Source organism: Limnohabitans sp. (assembly GCF_044361985.1).
Classification (GTDB): Bacteria; Pseudomonadota; Gammaproteobacteria; order Burkholderiales; family Burkholderiaceae_C; genus Limnohabitans_A.
The window spans coordinates 14,251-31,737 of record NZ_JBIKHV010000022.1; the positions used below are offsets into that span (position 1 = coordinate 14,251).

The 17,487-nt window shown below is 61.1% G+C and carries 15 protein-coding genes; 6 read left to right on the plus strand and 9 right to left on the minus strand.

Annotated elements, in window-relative coordinates:
- Positions 1 to 49: 49 nt before the first annotated feature.
- From ACIQ3A_RS06160 to ACIQ3A_RS06170, 3 genes are all read right to left on the minus strand, one after another.
- Positions 50 to 2,767: a cation-translocating P-type ATPase gene (locus ACIQ3A_RS06160; RefSeq protein WP_396430872.1), complete on the minus strand. Its 2,718-nt coding sequence runs from the start codon at positions 2,765 to 2,767 to the stop codon at positions 50 to 52.
- Complete coding sequence (locus ACIQ3A_RS06165) at positions 2,757 to 3,815, minus strand: sodium:calcium antiporter (RefSeq protein WP_396430873.1); 1,059 nt, start codon at positions 3,813 to 3,815, stop codon at positions 2,757 to 2,759. Before ACIQ3A_RS06165 ends, ACIQ3A_RS06160 begins: the two co-directional genes overlap by 11 nt.
- Before the next feature lie 273 nt (positions 3,816 to 4,088).
- Positions 4,089 to 6,326, minus strand: a complete 2,238-nt coding sequence (locus ACIQ3A_RS06170) for an NADP-dependent isocitrate dehydrogenase (protein ID WP_396430874.1) — start codon at positions 6,324 to 6,326, stop codon at positions 4,089 to 4,091.
- A gap of 289 nt (positions 6,327 to 6,615) precedes the next feature.
- Between ACIQ3A_RS06170 and ACIQ3A_RS06175 the strand changes: the two genes are divergently transcribed.
- Positions 6,616 to 7,329, plus strand: coding sequence for a YebC/PmpR family DNA-binding transcriptional regulator (locus ACIQ3A_RS06175; protein WP_396430875.1), 714 nt, complete (start codon positions 6,616 to 6,618; stop codon positions 7,327 to 7,329).
- Positions 7,330 to 7,419: 90 nt separating this feature from the next.
- The gene (locus ACIQ3A_RS06180; protein WP_396430876.1) at positions 7,420 to 7,920 is read left to right on the plus strand and encodes a cyclic nucleotide-binding/CBS domain-containing protein; all 501 of its coding nucleotides are present in this window, start codon (positions 7,420 to 7,422) and stop codon (positions 7,918 to 7,920) included.
- A 34-nt stretch (positions 7,921 to 7,954) separates the two neighbouring features.
- Here the strand turns inward: ACIQ3A_RS06180 and ACIQ3A_RS06185 are convergent, their stop codons facing one another.
- Positions 7,955 to 9,076, minus strand: coding sequence for a 3-deoxy-7-phosphoheptulonate synthase (locus ACIQ3A_RS06185; protein ID WP_396430877.1), 1,122 nt, complete (start codon positions 9,074 to 9,076; stop codon positions 7,955 to 7,957).
- Here ACIQ3A_RS06185 and ACIQ3A_RS06190 point away from each other — a divergent pair.
- Positions 9,075 to 9,542 carry a DUF3237 domain-containing protein gene (locus ACIQ3A_RS06190; protein ID WP_396430878.1) on the plus strand — a complete coding sequence of 156 codons (468 nt, stop codon included), beginning with the start codon at positions 9,075 to 9,077 and terminating at the stop codon, positions 9,540 to 9,542. The two genes, ACIQ3A_RS06185 and ACIQ3A_RS06190, sit on opposite strands and share 2 nt — an antisense overlap.
- Positions 9,543 to 9,582: 40 nt before the next feature.
- Here ACIQ3A_RS06190 and ACIQ3A_RS06195 read toward each other — a convergent pair whose 3' ends face one another.
- Positions 9,583 to 10,821, minus strand: coding sequence for an NAD(P)/FAD-dependent oxidoreductase (locus ACIQ3A_RS06195; RefSeq protein ID WP_396430879.1), 1,239 nt, complete (start codon positions 10,819 to 10,821; stop codon positions 9,583 to 9,585).
- A 155-nt stretch (positions 10,822 to 10,976) separates the two neighbouring features.
- Between ACIQ3A_RS06195 and ACIQ3A_RS06200 the strand changes: the two genes are divergently transcribed.
- Both ACIQ3A_RS06200 and ACIQ3A_RS06205 read left to right on the plus strand, forming a co-directional pair.
- Positions 10,977 to 11,387, plus strand: coding sequence for a PaaI family thioesterase (locus ACIQ3A_RS06200; RefSeq protein WP_396430880.1), 411 nt, complete (start codon positions 10,977 to 10,979; stop codon positions 11,385 to 11,387).
- A 69-nt stretch (positions 11,388 to 11,456) separates the two neighbouring features.
- The gene (locus ACIQ3A_RS06205) at positions 11,457 to 11,591 is read left to right on the plus strand and encodes a hypothetical protein (protein WP_255561983.1); all 135 of its coding nucleotides are present in this window, start codon (positions 11,457 to 11,459) and stop codon (positions 11,589 to 11,591) included.
- Positions 11,592 to 11,702: 111 nt separating this feature from the next.
- Here ACIQ3A_RS06205 and ACIQ3A_RS06210 read toward each other — a convergent pair whose 3' ends face one another.
- Genes ACIQ3A_RS06210 through modA form a run of 3 tightly spaced genes read right to left on the minus strand, consistent with a single transcriptional unit; the run spans position 11,703 to position 14,447 of the window.
- Positions 11,703 to 12,914, minus strand: a complete 1,212-nt coding sequence (locus ACIQ3A_RS06210; RefSeq protein ID WP_396430881.1) for an ABC transporter ATP-binding protein — start codon at positions 12,912 to 12,914, stop codon at positions 11,703 to 11,705.
- The gene (gene modB, locus ACIQ3A_RS06215; RefSeq protein WP_396430882.1) at positions 12,914 to 13,591 is read right to left on the minus strand and encodes a molybdate ABC transporter permease subunit; all 678 of its coding nucleotides are present in this window, start codon (positions 13,589 to 13,591) and stop codon (positions 12,914 to 12,916) included. Before modB ends, ACIQ3A_RS06210 begins: the two co-directional genes overlap by 1 nt.
- Before the next feature lie 52 nt (positions 13,592 to 13,643).
- Positions 13,644 to 14,447: a molybdate ABC transporter substrate-binding protein gene (gene modA, locus ACIQ3A_RS06220; protein ID WP_396430883.1), complete on the minus strand. Its 804-nt coding sequence runs from the start codon at positions 14,445 to 14,447 to the stop codon at positions 13,644 to 13,646.
- 222 nt (positions 14,448 to 14,669) lie between these two features.
- On the opposite strand from modA, the gene ACIQ3A_RS06225 reads away from it, so the two are divergent.
- Positions 14,670 to 16,562, plus strand: a complete 1,893-nt coding sequence (locus tag ACIQ3A_RS06225) for a phosphoenolpyruvate carboxykinase (GTP) (RefSeq protein ID WP_396430884.1) — start codon at positions 14,670 to 14,672, stop codon at positions 16,560 to 16,562.
- A gap of 40 nt (positions 16,563 to 16,602) precedes the next feature.
- Here the strand turns inward: ACIQ3A_RS06225 and ACIQ3A_RS06230 are convergent.
- Positions 16,603 to 17,487 (minus strand): transketolase family protein (locus ACIQ3A_RS06230; protein ID WP_396430885.1); only part of this gene is annotated, 885 nt, incomplete at its 5' end.

Here is a 17,487-nt window from a genome sequence, read left to right on the forward strand (position 1 = left end):
TGGTGCCGCGCAGGTTTCAGCTGTCACTCAACGCAATAAATCACCCGGCTTAAGGGCTGTCCATGGCTTCATCTGCGCTTTCGCGGCGGCGCGATCTGCGCCATGCTTTCTCAAACTCGACTGCCACCCAGACGACCCCAGCAGCGGCCATGCACAGGGCCAGTTCTGACAGGCTGAGCGGCTGCGTCTTGAAAATAGGGTTCAGCCAAGGCACGTAAATGGTGGCCATCTGCAATGCAAAGGTCAGCAGCACAGCGCCCAGCAGGGGCCGGTTACTGCCCAAGCCCAGGCGCCACAGGGGCTCAGACTCGGACCGGATCGCCATGACGTGCGCCATCTGCCCCAGGGTAAGCACGGTGAACACCATGGTTTGCCAATGGGCGTGGCCGGTCGTCAGCGCCCAGGCCTGAATGCCCAGGCACAGACCGCCCAACAACAACCCCACACCCAGAATGTGTTGCCACATGCCGTGTGCAAAGATGCTCTCTGAAGGTGGGCGCGGGGGGCGTTGCATGATGCCTCGCTCAGCCGGTTCTGCGGCCAGTGCCAAACCCGGCAGGCCGTCTGTGACCAGGTTGACCCAAAGAATATGGATCGGCAGCAAGGGTATGGGCAGCATCAGCAAGGGGGCCAAGGCAATGGTCCATATCTCGCCTGAGTTACCGGTCATTGCGTAGCGGACAAACTTGCGGATGTTGTCGTAAATGCGGCGGCCCTCCCGCACCGCCTTCACGATGGTGGCAAAGTTGTCATCCAGCAGCACCAGGCTGGCCGCCTCGCGCGCCACGTCAGTGCCGCTCAGTCCCATGGCAATGCCAATGTCGGCCTGCTTGAGCGCCGGGGCATCATTGACACCATCTCCGGTCATGGCCACAAACTCACCCAGCTGCTGGAGCGCTTGGACAATTCGAATTTTTTGCGCTGGGTCTACCCGGGCATAAATGCGCACCCGCCGCACCTGCGCCTGCAAGGCGTCATCGTCCAAAACGGCCAAGTCCACGCCGGTCAGCACCGCGGCGTCTGGCGTGTTCACGATACCCAGGCTAAACGCAATAGCGCGCGCTGTGGCTGGGTGGTCACCCGTGATCATCACTGGCGTCATACCGGCTTGCAAGCATTCACGCACGGCTGGCGCAGCCTCCGGGCGCGGCGGATCAATCAGCCCAACCAAGCCCATCAGATACAGGTCACTCTCTAGCGTCGTTGGGTCCGGCAAGTTGTCATGCTGGCGCCCGGCCAGAGCCAACACGCGCAGGCCCTGTGCGGCCAGCGCATCAGCGCGGGCCAGCCAGGCGACCGGGTCAAACTCGGCGTGTACCGCGTGGCCATTGCCCAACCATTGACGGGTGCAGCAAGCGATCACCGACTCGGGCGCGCCCTTGGTGTAGGCGACAAAACCCTGACCCTCGCGGTGAACCGTGCTCATGCGCTTGCGCACCGAGTCAAACGGCAGCTCCATCACCCGCGGCCAACGTTCCTCCAGCGCCGTTTTGTGCAAACCCGCCAGCGCGGCCAAATCGGCCAGCGCCGTCTCGGTGGGGTCACCCAGCCAGGCGCCGTCGCTTCCTGCCGTGGCATCGTTGCACAGACCAGCAGCCTGCAACAAGGCATAGCGCGAATCGGCTGAAAGGGACACCTTGGCCGCATTCGCTGTATCACAAGGGGCCTGAGATGGCATCCAGCCTGAGGCATCGTCCGCTTGACCAGCCACCAGGCATTGGGCTTGCATCCGGTTTTGCGTGAGTGTGCCGGTTTTGTCGGAGCAGATGGTGGTGACCGAGCCCAAGGTCTCCACCGAAGGCAGGCGGCGAATCAGTGCATGGATGCCAACCATCTTGCGTGCGCCCAAGGCCAACAACACCGTGACGATGGCTGGCAGCGCCTCTGGAATAGCAGCCACGGCCAGGCTGATGGCCGTCATGGCCATCAGCAAAGGGGCTTCGCCCCGCAGCACACCCACACCAAAAACCAAAGCACAGATAGCCAAAACAGCCAAGGCGACGCGTTTGCCAAAGGCGGCCAGGCGCAACTGCAAGGGGGTGCTGCGCTGGTTATCGTGCTTCAGCAGGCCTGCCACCTTGCCCAACTCCGTGGCCAAGCCGGTGGCCACCACCAAGCCTTGGCCACGCCCATAGGTGGCAGTGGTGCCCTTAAACGCCATGTTCAGGCGGTCACCCAGGGCGTGACCCGCGCTTTCTAGCACCTGCTCATGTTTGTCCACCGTGACCGATTCGCCCGTCAATGCCGACTCATCCACCTTGAGTTGCGCCGTCATGAACAGCCGCAGATCGGCAGGCACCTGATTGCCGGCCTCCAACAGCACGATATCGCCAGGCACCAGCCCCTGTGCGGGTACCTGCTGCACCTGGCCACCACGCAACACCGTGGCCTGGGCTGCAGAGAGCTTTTTCAGGGCCGCCAGGGCCTGGTCTGCCCGCCAGGACTGCACCAGCCCAATGGCCGCATTGAGCAACACGATGGACACAATCACCAAGGTGTCGACCAGATCACCGAGCAGGCCAGACACCACGGCTGCGGCCAAAAGCACCAGAATCATGAAGTCGCTGAACTGCTCCAACACCAGGGAACCCAGGCTTCGGCGTTCGGCTGCGGGCAAGGCATTGGCACCGAACTGAAGCATGCGATGGGTCACTTGGTGCGCTTGCAAGCCTTGTGACGGGTCCACCTGATGCGCCTTGGCCAATGCATGGGCTTCATGCAGATGCCACGCACCCGGGGTCTGTGCGATGGGCGTCTTATTGGCCATACAAATAGAGCACGTAGGTATTGAGCAAGTACATGCCCACCATACCCAGACTGACCCAGCTGATCGCACGCAACACTCGACCGACGGGCTTAAAAAACAGTCCCACCATTGCCAGACCGGTCATGGTGATAGCCGATGCAGCTGTGACAGCGTGCACGGGTGAAACCTCTGCCAGCAGCATGCCTGGGCGGTAAAACATATCGTCCACGGCAATGATTGCCACATTGAACAGATTGCTCCCCAGTAAGCTGCCAATGGCCATGTCCAGGGCACCCATGCGCAATGCAGACAGGGTGACTGCAAGCTCAGGCAGGGATGTGGCCAGCGCCACAAACAGACTACCGACAAAGGACTTATTCCAAGCCATGACCTGGGCCAGGTCCGTTGCTACAAAAGGCAGCCACACACCCGCACCAGCCACTACAGCCGCCGCCAAGGTGAAGCGGGTGACTGCATGGCGAAGCGTTGGCAATGGATCACCTGTCTGCCGTTCTGGCTGAGGCGATAGCTGTTGCGCTGCCTGTCGCACATTTTCACGTTCATACTTAAAGACAGTGCGCATGGCTACCAGATACAACACCAGCAAGACGGGTGTGGTCAGGCCAAAGCCCCATTGCGCCGCACTGGCTGCCATCATTTTTCCTTGTGAGGGCGTGGTCTGTCCTATGAGCAATCCGACCAACACAAAGCCAAGCATGACGACCCCAAACGCGGCAGCCAGCACGTGGCCCCGATCGGCCCGATGCCAGATCGGCTCTTTGCGATAGAAAAAGTCAACCAGCACCAAAATCAGGAGGTTCACCACACAACTCCCCAGCGCGTCGCCAACAGCCAAATTCGGCGCCTGCGCCAGCGTGACACTGGTGATACCGGTGGCCAACTCGGGAAGCGACGTCACGGTGGCAAGCAAGGCCAAGCCTATCCAGCTCCCCGATAAACCGGTGCGCCGGGAAATGGCATCGCCGTGGCGTGAAAGTTGATAGCCCGCGCTGCCAATCAAGGCAGCGCAGAAAATGAATTCAAACCAGATAAAGTGCAGCGCATTCACGAAAGGCAGGCGTCAATAAAATGAACATGCTTTCCTTGTATCAGGCGACAAAAAAGTGTTTTTGACATGCGTCATGCCCACGCCATTTTGAGTTGGCGCGCCTGCGGGGGCATAAGTAGCGGCGTCATGCAACGCGCCCCAGCTGAAGCGCCAAGACCGTTGCCCGGTCCTGCGTTATGCGTGTCTTTTTGCCACCTTCATGGGGCCATCAAAAGACAAAAAAAACCACTCGGGTCGTGACAACCCGAGTGGCCTGGATGTGAGCGCAGTCGATCAGCCCTTCATGCTGGCCAAGTCCGTGTTGAAGGTCACGCTGGGGCGCATGATCTCGGCCAGTTTGGCCTTGTCGGGCATGAAGTACCCACCGATGTCCACGGGCTTGCCCTGAACCGCATTGAGCTCGGTCACAATTTTTTGTTCATGTTCCGTCAGCGCTTTGGCCAAGGGCGCGAACTGGGCCGCCAACTCGGCGTCTTCGGTTTGCGCTGCCAACTCTTGCGCCCAGTACATGGCCAGATAAAACTGGCTGCCGCGGTTGTCCAGCTGGCCAGTCTTGGGCGAGGGGTTCTTGTTGTTGTCCAAAAGTTTGCCGGTGGCGGCATCCAGTGTCTTGGACAAAACAACCGCTTTTTTGTTGCCGGTTTTCAGGCCCAGGTCTTCCAGCGATACGGCCAGCGCCAAGAACTCGCCCAAAGAATCCCAGCGCAAGTGGTTTTCTTCTACCAACTGCTGAACGTGCTTGGGCGCAGAGCCACCCGCACCGGTTTCGTACATGCCGCCGCCCGCCATCAAGGGCACGACCGACAGCATCTTGGCCGAGGTGCCCAACTCCATGATGGGGAACAGGTCGGTCAGGTAATCGCGCAGGATGTTGCCGGTGGCGCTGATCGTGTCCAGGCCGCGCACCACGCGCTCCAGGGTGTAACGCATGGCACGCACTTGGCTCATGATCTGGATTTCCAGACCGACCGTGTTGTGCTCGTGCAGGTACATCTTGACCTTGGTGATCAGCTGCGCTTCGTGAGGGCGGTACTGGTCAAGCCAGAAGACCACGGGCATGCCGGAATTGCGGGCGCGCGTTACGGCCAGCTTGACCCAGTCGCGAATCGCAGCGTCCTTGACCTGGCACATGCGCCAGATGTCACCGGCTTCCACGTTTTCGGACAGCAGCACTTCGCCGGTGTTGATGTCGGTGATGTTGGCCACGCCGTCTTCAGAGATTTCGAAGGTCTTGTCATGCGAGCCATATTCTTCGGCTTGCTGTGCCATCAGGCCGACGTTGGGCACGGTGCCCATGGTCCTGGGATCGAAGGCGCCATGCCATTTGCAGAAGTTGATGATCTCTTGGTAAATGCGGGCAAAGGTCGACTCGGGCATCACCGCCTTGACGTCTTTAAGTCGGCCGTTGGCGTCCCACATCTTGCCGCCGTTGCGGATCATGGCGGGCATGGAGGCGTCCACGATGATGTCGTTGGGCGAGTGGAAGTTGGTGATGCCCTTGGCCGAGTCCACCATGGCCAGCTCGGGGCGGTGCTCATGGCAGGCGTGCAAGTCGCGCTTGATTTCGTCTTGCTTAGACTGGGGCAGGGTGGTGATCTTGCTGTACAGATCGGCCATGCCGTTGTTCACATTCACGCCCAACTCTTCGAACAATTTAGCGTGCTTGGCGAAGGCTTCCTTGTAGAAGATCTTCACGCAGTGACCGAACACGATGGGGTGGGAAACCTTCATCATGGTGGCTTTGACGTGCAGCGAGAACATGACGCCGGTTTTGCGCGCGTCTTCAATTTCTTTTTCGTAAAACTCTTCCAGGGCTTTCTTGCTCATGAACATGCTGTCGATGACTTCACGGTCCAGCAAGGACACCTTGGGTTTGAGGATGATGTTTTTGCCGCTCTTGGTGATCAGCTCCATCCTCACGTCACGGGGGCGGTCCAGGGTCATGGACTTTTCGCCATGGTAGAAGTCGCCGGCGTGCATGTGTGAAACGTGCGAGCGCGAGGCCTGGCTCCACTCGGCCATGCTGTGCGGGTTCTTGCGCGCAAACTCTTTCACAGCGCGGGGCGCGCGGCGGTCTGAGTTGCCTTCACGCAGCACCGGGTTGACGGCCGAGCCGGTGCATTTGGCGTAGCGGGCCTTCAGGGCCTTTTCTTCATCGGTCTTGGCATTTTCTGGATAGTCTGGCAAGGCATAACCTTTGGCCTGCAGTTCCTTGATGGCAGCGACCAATTGGCCCACAGAGGCACTGATGTTGGGCAGCTTGATGATGTTCGCAGACGGGTTGAGCGTCAGTTTGCCCAGCTCAAGCAGGTTGTTCGGTGCACGCTGCTCAGGCGGCAACATGTCCGAAAACTCGCCCAAAACTCGCCCAGCCAGCGAAATGTCGCTTTCGGCCACTTCGATGCCCGCAGGGGCCGTGAACGTGCGAACGATGGGCAAAAACGCCGCCGTGGCCAGCAAGGGGGCTTCATCGGTCAGCGTGTAGATGATTTTGGATTTTTCTGCGGCCATGTTTACTCTCGTTGTCTGTGTTGTGAAGTGAACCCGACGTTCGACGGTATGTCGAACCGATTCAAAAATCGCCCTTATAAGGCGGTTTAGCCCGTCACTTTAGCTCAAATAAACTCCCATTTAGCTGACTCGGCGCTTAGGCTGCCGCCTCATGGGGATTGCCGTCAGGCGCTTGAACACCTGGGCGATTAAACTGGCACCCGTTCTGAACCGCGCCCAGCTCTGTGCTGGGCGCCCCTTTCACCGGGTCTGCGCCTTTGGCGTCAGACCCTCACCAAGGAAGACCCCCATGGGCGCCCAATGGAAAGCAAAAGGCAAGGCACAGGCAGCAGACGCCAGAGGCAAGCTGTTTGGCCGACTGGCCAAGGACATCATGATCGCCGCCCGCAATGGCGCTGACCCGGCCGCCAACTCGCGCCTGCGTCTGGTGGTCGAGCAGGCCCGCAAGGTGTCCATGCCCAAAGAAACGCTGGAGCGTGCCATCAAGAAGGGCGCTGGCCTTTTGGGCGATGCCGTCAGCTTTGAGCGGGTCATTTACGAAGGGTTTGCGCCACACCAGGTGCCCGTGATGATCGAGGTGCTGACCGACAACGTGAACCGCAGTGCATCCGAGATGCGTGTTTTGTTCCGCAAGGGCCAGCAAGGCACCTCGGGCTCGGTGTCCTGGGACTTTGACCATGTGGGCATGATCGAAGCTGAGCCCGCCGTAGCGGGCGCCGATCCGGAGCTGGCCGCCATCGAAGCGGGGGCGCAAGATTTCGAACCTGCCGATGAAGACGGCATGACGGTGTTCATCACCGAGACGACCGACTTGGATTTGGTCAGCCGAGCCCTGCCTGCGCACGGCTTCACGGTGGTGTCGGCCAAGCTGGGCTACAAACCCAAAAATCCGGTCGACCCCACCAGCCTGAGCCCGGAGCACCTGGAAGAAGTCGAGAGCTTTCTGGGTGCTGTCGACAACAACGACGATGTTCAAAACGTTTTTGTGGGGCTGGCGGGCTGACCTGGGTCTGTCTGCCAGGTGAAACAACGCACTGAAACCAACCGCCCGCCCGACTAAGGTGGGCTGGTTTCGTTTTCAGGAGCGTTTTTCATGAACCTGTCCCAACTTTGCCAGCGCGACATCCTCACCGTGAGCGCTGAGGCCTCTGTGCGCAAAGCCGCTGAGATGATGCGCACCCACCATGTAGGCGCACTGGCTTTGACGGACCCCGAAGACCCGACGCGGGTGGTGGGGGTGGTGACCGACCGTGATCTGGTCATCCATTTGCTGGCGCAAGACCGCACACCGCAAGAACAAAACATCGGCGCGTTCAGCACCGTTCATTTGATTCGGGTGCCCGGCACGGCCACCGTGCACGAAGCGGTCAAGGCCATGAACCAATATGGCGTGCGGCGCGTATTCATCACTGCGCCCAACGGCCGGCTAATGGGCTTGTTGTCGATCGACGATTTGCTGGCCACCCTGTCCGATGAGCTGAGTGGCTTGTCGCAGGCATTGCGCATGGGCATTGACCTGGAAAGCAGTCGAACCTCGCCAATGTTCAGCCCAGCCGAAGCCGGCAGCATGTACCTGGCACAACACGAACCCTGACGCGGCAAGCGCGCCGCACAAGCTACTTAAAAAATCAGGCGTGGCTGCGCCGCTCTTGCACCGCCTTGGCCAGCGCCTGCAGCACCGGCACTGTCTGCGCAAAGCTGATGCAAGCGTCGGTGACCGACACGCCATGCGCCAGCGGCTGGCCTTCTTTCAGGTCTTGCCGGCCCTCGTTCAAGTGGCTCTCGATCATCAGCCCCATGATGCGGCGGTCGCCTGCTGCCACCTGTGCGGCCACATCGTGCGCCACATCGATCTGTTTGCTGTGCTGCTTGCTGCTGTTGGCGTGCGACACGTCCACCATCACTTGCGGTGCAATGCCCGAGGCTTGCAGCGCCTGGCACGCAGCGTCCACATCGGCGGCCGAATAGTTGGGCGCTTTGCCGCCGCGCAGGATGATGTGCACGTCCTGGTTACCGCGCGTCTCGAAAATCGCCGCCTGGCCCATTTTGGTCATGCCGATGAAGGCGTGCGGGGCCTTGGCGGCCACCACCGCATCGGCCGCGACCTTGACGCCACCGTCCGTGCCGTTCTTAAAACCCACCGGGCACGACAGGCCGCTGGCCAGCTGGCGGTGGCTTTGGCTTTCGGTGGTGCGGGCGCCGATGGCCCCCCAGGTGACCAAGTCGCTGATGTACTGGGGGCTGAGCAAGTCCAGAAATTCAGTGGCCACGGGCACGCCCAGGTCGATGATGTCGAGCAAGAGTTTGCGCGCCATCTCCAGCCCTTGGTTCATGGCAAAGCTGCCGTCCAGGTGCGGGTCGTTGATGTAGCCCTTCCAGCCCACGGTGGTGCGGGGTTTTTCAAAATACACGCGCATCACGATCTGCAAATCCTGGGCGTGCCGATCGGCCTCGGCCTTGAGCAGCTTGGCGTAGGCGATGGCCTGGTCGTGGTCATGGATCGAGCAAGGCCCGACCACCACAACCAGGCGGTCGTCTTTGCCCTGCAAGACGTTCGAGATGTCTTGCCGCGAACGCTCGACCAACGCCAGATGCGCAGGCAATGCGGGCAGCTGCTCTTCGAGCAAAGCAGGTGTCATGAGGGGACGCACCGAAGCAATGCGGGTGTCGTCGATGCGGGTTTTGTCTTGGGTCGAAAGCATTTGTAAAGTCACCTGATAATTCAGACCCAGTTTAAAGGGATCCTTCATGACGCTACCTCCACCCCAACTCGAACACCTGTGCGACTTGGCCGTGACCATCGCTGCACCCGTTGAAGTCGGCCAGACGCCGGCCGGTCTGCGCCGCATGATCCCGATCACAGGCGGCAGCGTGACCGGCTCCCGGGTGAATGGCAAAGTGCTGGCGGGTGGCGCCGACTTCCAGCTGATTCTGGGCGGCGGCACGCAGGCGCATCTGGACGCGCGTTATGTGATCGAGCTCGATGACGGCAGCCGGGTGTTTGTGCAAAACACCGCCTTGCGCGTGGCCTCGCTGGAAAACTCCCAGCGCATCATGAACGGCGAGCCGGTCAACCCCAACGACATCTACTTCCGCTGCCAACCGAAGCTAGAAGCCACCGCGCCGCAATGGGCCTGGCTGAGCGAGAGCCAGTTCGTCGGCACCGGGCGGCGCGCGCCCGATGGGGTGTTTTTGAGTTTTTACCGGGTGCTGTGACAGGGTCTGAATCGGACCCTCTGTCTCACCAGAGCCGCTTTCATACCCATCGCGCAGGCGCGTAAGGCGCAGGGTCGATCCAGGTGTGCTGGCCATGCACCATCTCGGCGAGCAATCGGCCCGCCACGGGTCCCAGCGTGAAGCCCTGGTGGGCATGACCGAAGTTGAACCACAGGCCTTTGTGGCGTGGTGCGGGCCCCATCACGGGCAGCATGTCGGCGGTGCAGGGGCGTGCGCCCAGCCAGGGCGGCTCGGGCAGTGGCTCACCCAAGTTAAGCAGTTCGCGAGCCAGCACCTCGGCCTTGACCAGTTGCACAGGCGTGGGCGGTGCATCGATGGGCGCGAATTCCGCACCCGTGGTCAGCCGCATGCCGCGCTGCATGGGGGCCAGCACATAGCCGCGTTCAGCATCGAGCAACGGCTGACGCAACTGCGCAGGCGAGCGGTAGTGCTGGTGGTAGCCGCGTTTAACGAACAAGGGGAAACGGTAACCCAGAGTGCGAATCAGACCATCCGCCCAAGGGCCCAGCGCGACTACCGCCTGCTCGGCTGCCACGCGGCCTTCGCTGGTTTGCACCGACCAGCCAGCGCCTTGCGACTGCAAACTGGTGGCGTCACCCGTCAAAAAACGCCCGCCACGGGCGCTAAAAAGATCGGCATAGCGCTGCACCAAAGCGCCCGGATCATGCACCGCCCAGGGGTCGAGCCAGTGCACAGCACCAGCCAAGGGCAGGCGCAAGGCGGGCTCGGCCTGCGCCAGCTGAGTGCTGTTTTCTGCCTGGTAAAGCACCCCAAAACGGTCGTGCAGGGTGGATGCTCGCTGCAGCGCTTCATCAAGCGCGCGGGGCGTGCGGAACACGAGGCGAAAACCCTCTCGCTTCACCAAATCATGGGCACCCGCAGCCGTCATCAGCACGGCATGTTCATCCGTGGCATGGGCAATCAGGCGGCTGTAAGCCTCGGTGGCATGGGCGTGCGACTGCGGGCGCGAGTGATTGAAATACCGCCACAGCGATCCGGCCATTTGCCACAGACCACGCGCATGCCAATGGACCTCTGCACCCCGGCCCAAGGCCGCGTTCAACAAGAAGCCCGGCTCACGCGGAAAGGCATAGGGCTCGACCGCTTCACGCTGGATCAGGCCGGCATTGCCAAAGGAGGTCTCTTGCCCTGGCGCGCGCCGGTCCACCAGCACCACATCCAGGCCGCGCTGCTGCAAATGCAAAGCAGTGCAAGTGCCGACCATGCCGGCACCCAGAACGATGATGGAAGAAGTCATGGCGTTTCAAACCGTGTTGCGGGTGTCAATCAAAAGGTGCATGCAAGACAAGGCAAGCCTTGAACAGAACCAGTATAGAGAGGATGCAAGGTCTGCAGATGGGCCGGTTGAAGGGGGTTGCAACTTGGACTTTTTCATCTGTTTAAACTGTTTGCATGAGCATCACCACTGAAACCCTGCAGCAATCACTGTCCGACCTGTTCGCCCCCTGGGTGCAAGCGCTGAACCTGCAGGTCGAGCGCATTGGCGCCGACAGCGTGACCCTGCGCCTGCCGCAAAGCGATCAGCTCTCGCGCGTGGGCGGCATGTTGTGCGGACAGGCCATGATGGCCGCCGCCGACACGGCCATGGTGCTGGCGCTGATCCAGCACTTCGGCCAGTTCAGGCCTTGCAGCACGGTGCAACTGTCCAGCACCTTCATGAAACCGCTGTCGGGTCAGGATGCACTTGTCACGGCACGAGTGCTGCGGGTGGGCAAAGCCATGGCCTTTGGCGAAATCGACCTGGCTGGGGCCGACGATGGCAAGAGTGTTTTCAGGGCCAGTACCACCTACGCCTTGATGTGATTCGGGGCCGTCAGGCCGGTGCCCGCTGCCCTTGGCTACAATACGCCCATTCTTGTTTTGAGGTTCCCCATGTCTGCTCACGACGACACACACACATCTGACGATCCCGTTGAAAACGTGGTCAAGCACATTCCCGTGGTCATTCCGGCCGCTGGCGCCGTGCTGATTTTTTTGCTGGCCTTCATTGCCGTGTTCATGGCCTGAGGCTTTTGCACTCTGAGGTGCCCGCCTTTGGGCAGCACCTTTCAGCAAAAAACCCGCAACAGCTTTGGCTTTGCGGGTTTTTTGTTTTGGGCGCTGGATCAGGCCCGTGCTTCAGATCACCCCTTCGCGCACCGGCATGATGTGCAAGGCCTGCGGCGCGATGAGCAACTGAACCCAGCCACCCGCATCCACTTGAAGCCGCCCCAGCAGGCGAGTGGTCAGGTTCAAGGTGAGGGTCTGACCGGGCAAGTCTTGCGGAGACAGCGTGCACAGGCTGATTTCGCCCAGTGACAAGACCTCCAGCAATTGGCAGCGCAAGCGGGTTTGTCCAGCGACCGTGCTCACCGCATCGCCACCCCTAGGCACATCTCCCGGCACATCACCCAGCACATCTTCCAGCACATCCACCTGTTCTCCGTTCATCACCCAGGTCACGGGCGTACCGTCGCCGATCTTGTTCTTGTCGATCACCATCAAATCAATGCATTTTTCGGGCTGGGCTACATCGGTCCAGCGCAAACGACCCCAGCCAGGCTGGTCCTTGAAAAAACGCCCCTCAAAATGGTTTTGAATGCCCACCAGCTCGGCCACACGGGCATTGCGGGGGCTGGCAAAAACGCGTGCGGGCTCGCCCGTTTGCAGGGTTTGTCCGGCATCCACGATCACCACCCGGTCGGCCAGGCGGCGGGCTTCGGCCAAGTCGTGCGTGACCAGCACCATGGGCACAGAGACCTTTTGGCGCAAAGCGGCCAATTCACGGTACAAGGCCTGCCGCGTGGGGGCATCAACGGCAGAAAAAGGTTCATCAAGGAGCAAAACACCGGGGAAATGCTCCAGCTCTGCGGCGCCTGAAACCTTTTGCGGTGCCGGCATGACCCGCACCAGCGCCCGCGCCAAGGCCACGCGTTGTTGTTGGCCACCCGACAGCTGCGCCGGGCGACGCTGGCTGAGCGCATCCAAGCCAAGGCGACTGAGCAAGGCCTGTACATCGGCCACGGTCCAGCCAGGGCCAGCGGCCAACGCCACATTGGCATGCGCCGTCATGTGCGGAAACAAGGCGTATTGCTGGAACACCAGGCCCGCACGGCGCTGCTGGGGGCTCCACTGAACCCCCGCCGCCGAGTCGAGCCAGGCCTGTCCAGCCACGCGAATATGGCCTTGCAGATCGGCCGGTGTCCACAAACCGGCAATCGCACGCAACATGCTGGTTTTGCCGCTGCCCGATGGCCCGACCAAGGCCACCAGTTCACCCGCACCGCAGTCAAACTCGGCCGCCAGCCGGATCGGGCTGGCCGAGCGCAGTTGCACTTGCAAGCCGTGCATCAGCGCTCCTGCAGGGCGCGGCCGCGTTGGCCCACCCGGTCAAAAGCCAGCACCAGGCTCAGCGCCAGCAAGGACACCCCCACCAAGGCCAGCGCCATCACATGGGCGGATTGCAAGTCCATGCCTTGCACTTTGTCGTAAAGCGACACCGACAGGGTGCGGGTTTCACCTTCGATGTTGCCCCCCACCATGAGCACCACGCCAAACTCACCCAAGGTGTGCGCCACCGTGAGCGCCATGCCGGCCAACAAGCCGGGCCAGGCCAGCGGCAGCTCAATGCGCCAAAAGGTTTGCCAAGTGGACAGGCCGGACACCCAGGCCGCCTCACGCAGGCTATGGGGCACAGCGGCAAAAGCACGCTGTATGGGTTGCACCATGAAGGGCAGATTGACCAGCACGCTGACCAGCAGCAAGCCTTCGAGGGTGAACACCAGGCGCCAGCCTGATGCCGCCAGCCAGGCACCCAAAGGGCTGCCTTGGCCAAAGGCCATCAGAAAGTAAAAGCCAATGACCGTGGGCGGCAGCAGCAAGGGCAGCAACAGCAAAGCTTCCACAAAAGGCCGCCCGATCCAGGCGGTCACCGCCAGCCAGCGGGCCAGCGCCAAGCCCAGCGGCAGCAACACCAAAGTGGTCAGGGCCGCCAGGGTCAGCGAAACGTGTAGGGCAGACCAATCCATGGTTTAAGGGTTCTTTTTGATGGGGCGTGCGCGATTGGGGTGCGGGCCTTGATTATTGCGGCAAGCCATAACCATGCCGAATAAACACGGCCTGGGCCTGCGGGCTGGCCAAGAAAAGTTGCCAAGCCTGCGCCGCCGGACTGGCGCCCTGCAACAAGACCATGCGCTGGTGCAAGGGGGCATGCAACTTCTCGGTCAAGGCCAAGACCTGCAACTTGTTGGCCATTTCAGGAACCATGGCCAAGGCCAGGGCGGTGATGCCCGCTTGCGCTGCTCCCGTGGCCACAAACTGCGTGGCCTGGCCGACGTTGTCCCCCAGAACTTTGTGCCGCGCCACCAGCGGCCCCACGCCCGAGCGCTGCAAGGCCTCTTCAGCAGCCACGCCGTAAGGGGCCAGCGCGGGGTTGGCGATGGCGAATTTATCGCCCGGCTTCAGGCTGCGCACCACGGCGGCCAGGCCTTGGGCCAGGGGCAGTGCTGAATTGGAAGGCACGATCAAGGCCAAACGGCCGGTGGCATAGCGCTGCCCGGCATCCAGCGTGCGGCCGGCCTTGAACAGTTCGGCCACACGATCTTCGTCAGCCGATATGAATTGCTCGACCGGCAGGCCTTGCAAAATCTGCCGTGCCAGATTGCCCGAGGCGCCCAAATTGACATCGACTTGAATGCCTGTCGCTTGCTGGAACAGGCTTTTCAGGTCAGCAAGTACAAACTTCAGATTGCTGGCGGCTGCAATTTTGATGCGCGTGGATGTTTGCGCCCGTGCCATTCGTTGTGGGGCGATGGCCCAGGCCCAGGCCGCCAGCATCACAGCGCGGCGAGCCACTCCGTCACCTCGAAAGAGATTTGTCCGCATAACACGATGCTTTTTTTGCATAGATTAAAAGGTGTTTTGGGCTGGATTGACAAGCGCGCAAGGGGCAGCCTCCCTAAAATCAAGGCCCGCAGGTTACCAAGCGGTTACGAACAGGCATTTTTGACGACCCCAGCGCGCAGTATCTCAGCACCCGAGCCGTTTTTTCAAAGCCCCTGAGCCGGCGGTTTTGAAAAGACGATTTTCAAACTTTGGAGCTTTCCCATGAACTCACCCGCGATGCAGGGCCTGAACCTGAACACGCCGGCTTACGTCAAAAACGCCAAGCTGATCGCCTGGGTCGCCGAAATGGCCGCCCTGTGCAAACCCGCCGACATTTACTGGTGCGATGGTTCGCAAGAAGAATACGACCGCTTGTGCGCCGAACTGGTCGCTGCGGGCACCTTCAAAAAACTGAACCCGGCCAAGCGCGCCAATTCATTCCTGGCCTGCTCGGACCCGTCCGACGTGGCCCGCGTGGAAGACCGCACCTTCATCTGCTCGGCCAAAAAAGAAGATGCCGGCCCCACCAACAATTGGATGGAACCCGCGCAAATGCGCGCCACCCTGAACCCGCTGTTTGACGGCTGCATGGCGGGCCGCACGATGTACGTGGTGCCTTTTTCCATGGGTCCACTGGGCTCGCACATCAGCCACATCGGCATCGAGCTGAGCGACAGCGCCTACGTGGCCGTCAACCAGAAGATCATGACCCGCATGGGCCAGGCCGTGTACGACGTGCTGGGTACACAAGGCGACTTTGTACCTTGCATGCACACCGTGGGTGCGCCTTTGCCTGCTGGCCAGAAGGACACCACGCCCTGGCCCTGCAACCCCACGACCAAATACATCGTGCATTTCCCCGAAACCCACGAAATCTGGTCTTACGGTTCAGGCTATGGCGGCAACGCCTTGCTGGGCAAGAAGTGTTTTGCGCTGCGCATCGCCTCCAACATGGGCCGTGTGGCAGCCAACGGTCCCTCCGGTAACCAAGGCTGGCTGGCTGAGCACATGCTGATCTTGGGCTTGACCAGCCCGCAAGGCAAGAAGTACCACGTGGCCGCCGCTTTCCCCAGCGCCTGCGGCAAGACCAACTTTTCGATGCTGGTGCCACCCGCCACGTTTGCCGGCTGGAAAGTCACCACCATTGGTGACGACATCGCCTGGATCAAGCCACACGACGACGGCAAGATGTACGCCATCAACCCCGAAGCCGGTTACTTTGGCGTGGCCCCCGGCACCAACATGAAGACCAACCCCAACTGCATGCTGAGCCTGCACAAGGACGTGATCTTCACCAACGTGGCCCTGACCGACGACGGCGATGTGTGGTGGGAAGGCATGGAAAAAGACACCGGCAAATTGCCCGACCATTTGATCGACTGGCAAGGCAAGGACTGGACACCCCAGATTGCCAAGGAAACCGGGGCCAAGGCGGCCCACCCAAATGCCCGCTTCACCGTGGCCGCAACCAACAACCCCGCCCTCGACCCCGCCTGGGACGACGCAGCAGGCGTGCCGATCGACGCCTTCATGTTCGGCGGTCGCCGCTCAACCACCGTGCCCCTGGTGACTGAAGCGCGCAACTGGACCGAGGGCGTTTACATGGCGGCGACCATGGGCTCTGAGACCACCGCCGCCGCCTCTGGCGCGCAAGGCGTGGTGCGCCGCGACCCCTTCGCCATGCTGCCGTTTTGCGGCTACAACATGAGTGACTACTTTCAGCACTGGCTCGACACCGGCGCCAAGCTGCAATCGGCTGGCCACAAGCTGCCCGCCATGTACTGCGTCAACTGGTTCCGCAAAGGTGCAGACGGCTCTTTTGTCTGGCCTGGTTACGGCGACAACATGCGCGTGCTGAAGTGGATGATCGACCGCCTCGAGGGCAAGGCCCAAGGCGTTGAAACCATGTTCGGCATCGCCCCGACTTACGCCGAGATCACCTGGACCGGTTTGGACTTCAGCGCGGAGCAGTTCACGGCCGTCACCAGCATCGACCAAGCCGCCTGGCAAGCCGAGTTCAAGCTGCACGATGCGCACTTTGCACAACTGAGCTACCACCTGCCCAAGGCACTGCTGGACACCAAGGCAGCGCTGCAAGCGCGTTTGGCTGCCTGACTGTCATTCCCGTGAAGACGGGTATGAAATTTTCAGCGCATCAACTCAGCCACTGCTTGAGTGTCCCGGCCATTTTTTCTACCGAGATGCCGTAACGGTCGTGCAAAGTGGGCAAGGCACCCGCATCCAGAAAAGCATCGGGCAGGCCCAGCATGCGGAACCTGGCGGGCAGCACGCCTTCGCGCATCAACAAGCCCGCCACCGCTTCGCCCAAGCCGCCGATCACCGAATGGTTTTCGGCCACCACCACCAGGCGGCCGGGCTTGCGCGCTTCCGCCAAAATCGTGGATTCATCCAGCGGTTTGATGGTCGGGCAATGCAACACGGCCACGCCCACGTTGTCGGCTTCCAGTTTTTTGGCCACCTCCAAAGAACGCATGGTCATGAAGCCGCTGGAGATCACCAGCACATCGTGGCCGTCACGCAGGCGCTTGGCCTTGCCCAACTCAAATTTGTAGTCGTATTCATCAAGCACCATCGGCACATTGCCGCGCAGCAGGCGCATGTAGACCGGGCCTTTGTGTTCCGCGATTTGCGGTACGGCCTGCTCGATGTCCAGGGCATCACAAGGGTCCACGATGGTCATGCCGGGAATGGCACGCATCATGGCCAGATCTTCTGTGGCCTGGTGGCTGGGGCCATAGCCGGTGGTCAGGCCTGGCAAGGCACAACAGATCTTCACGTTCAGGTTTTCTTCGGCAATGACCTGGTGGATGAAGTCATAGGCGCGGCGCGTGCCGAACACAGCGTAGGTGGTGGCAAACGGGGTCAGCCCTTCCTTGGCCATTCCCCCTGCCGCGGCCATGAGCAACTGCTCGGCCATACCCATCTGGAAAAACCGCTCAGGATAAGCCTGCGAGAACAGGTGCATGTCGGTGTACTTGCCCAGGTCAGCGGTCATGCCCACGATGTCGGGGCGGTTGGC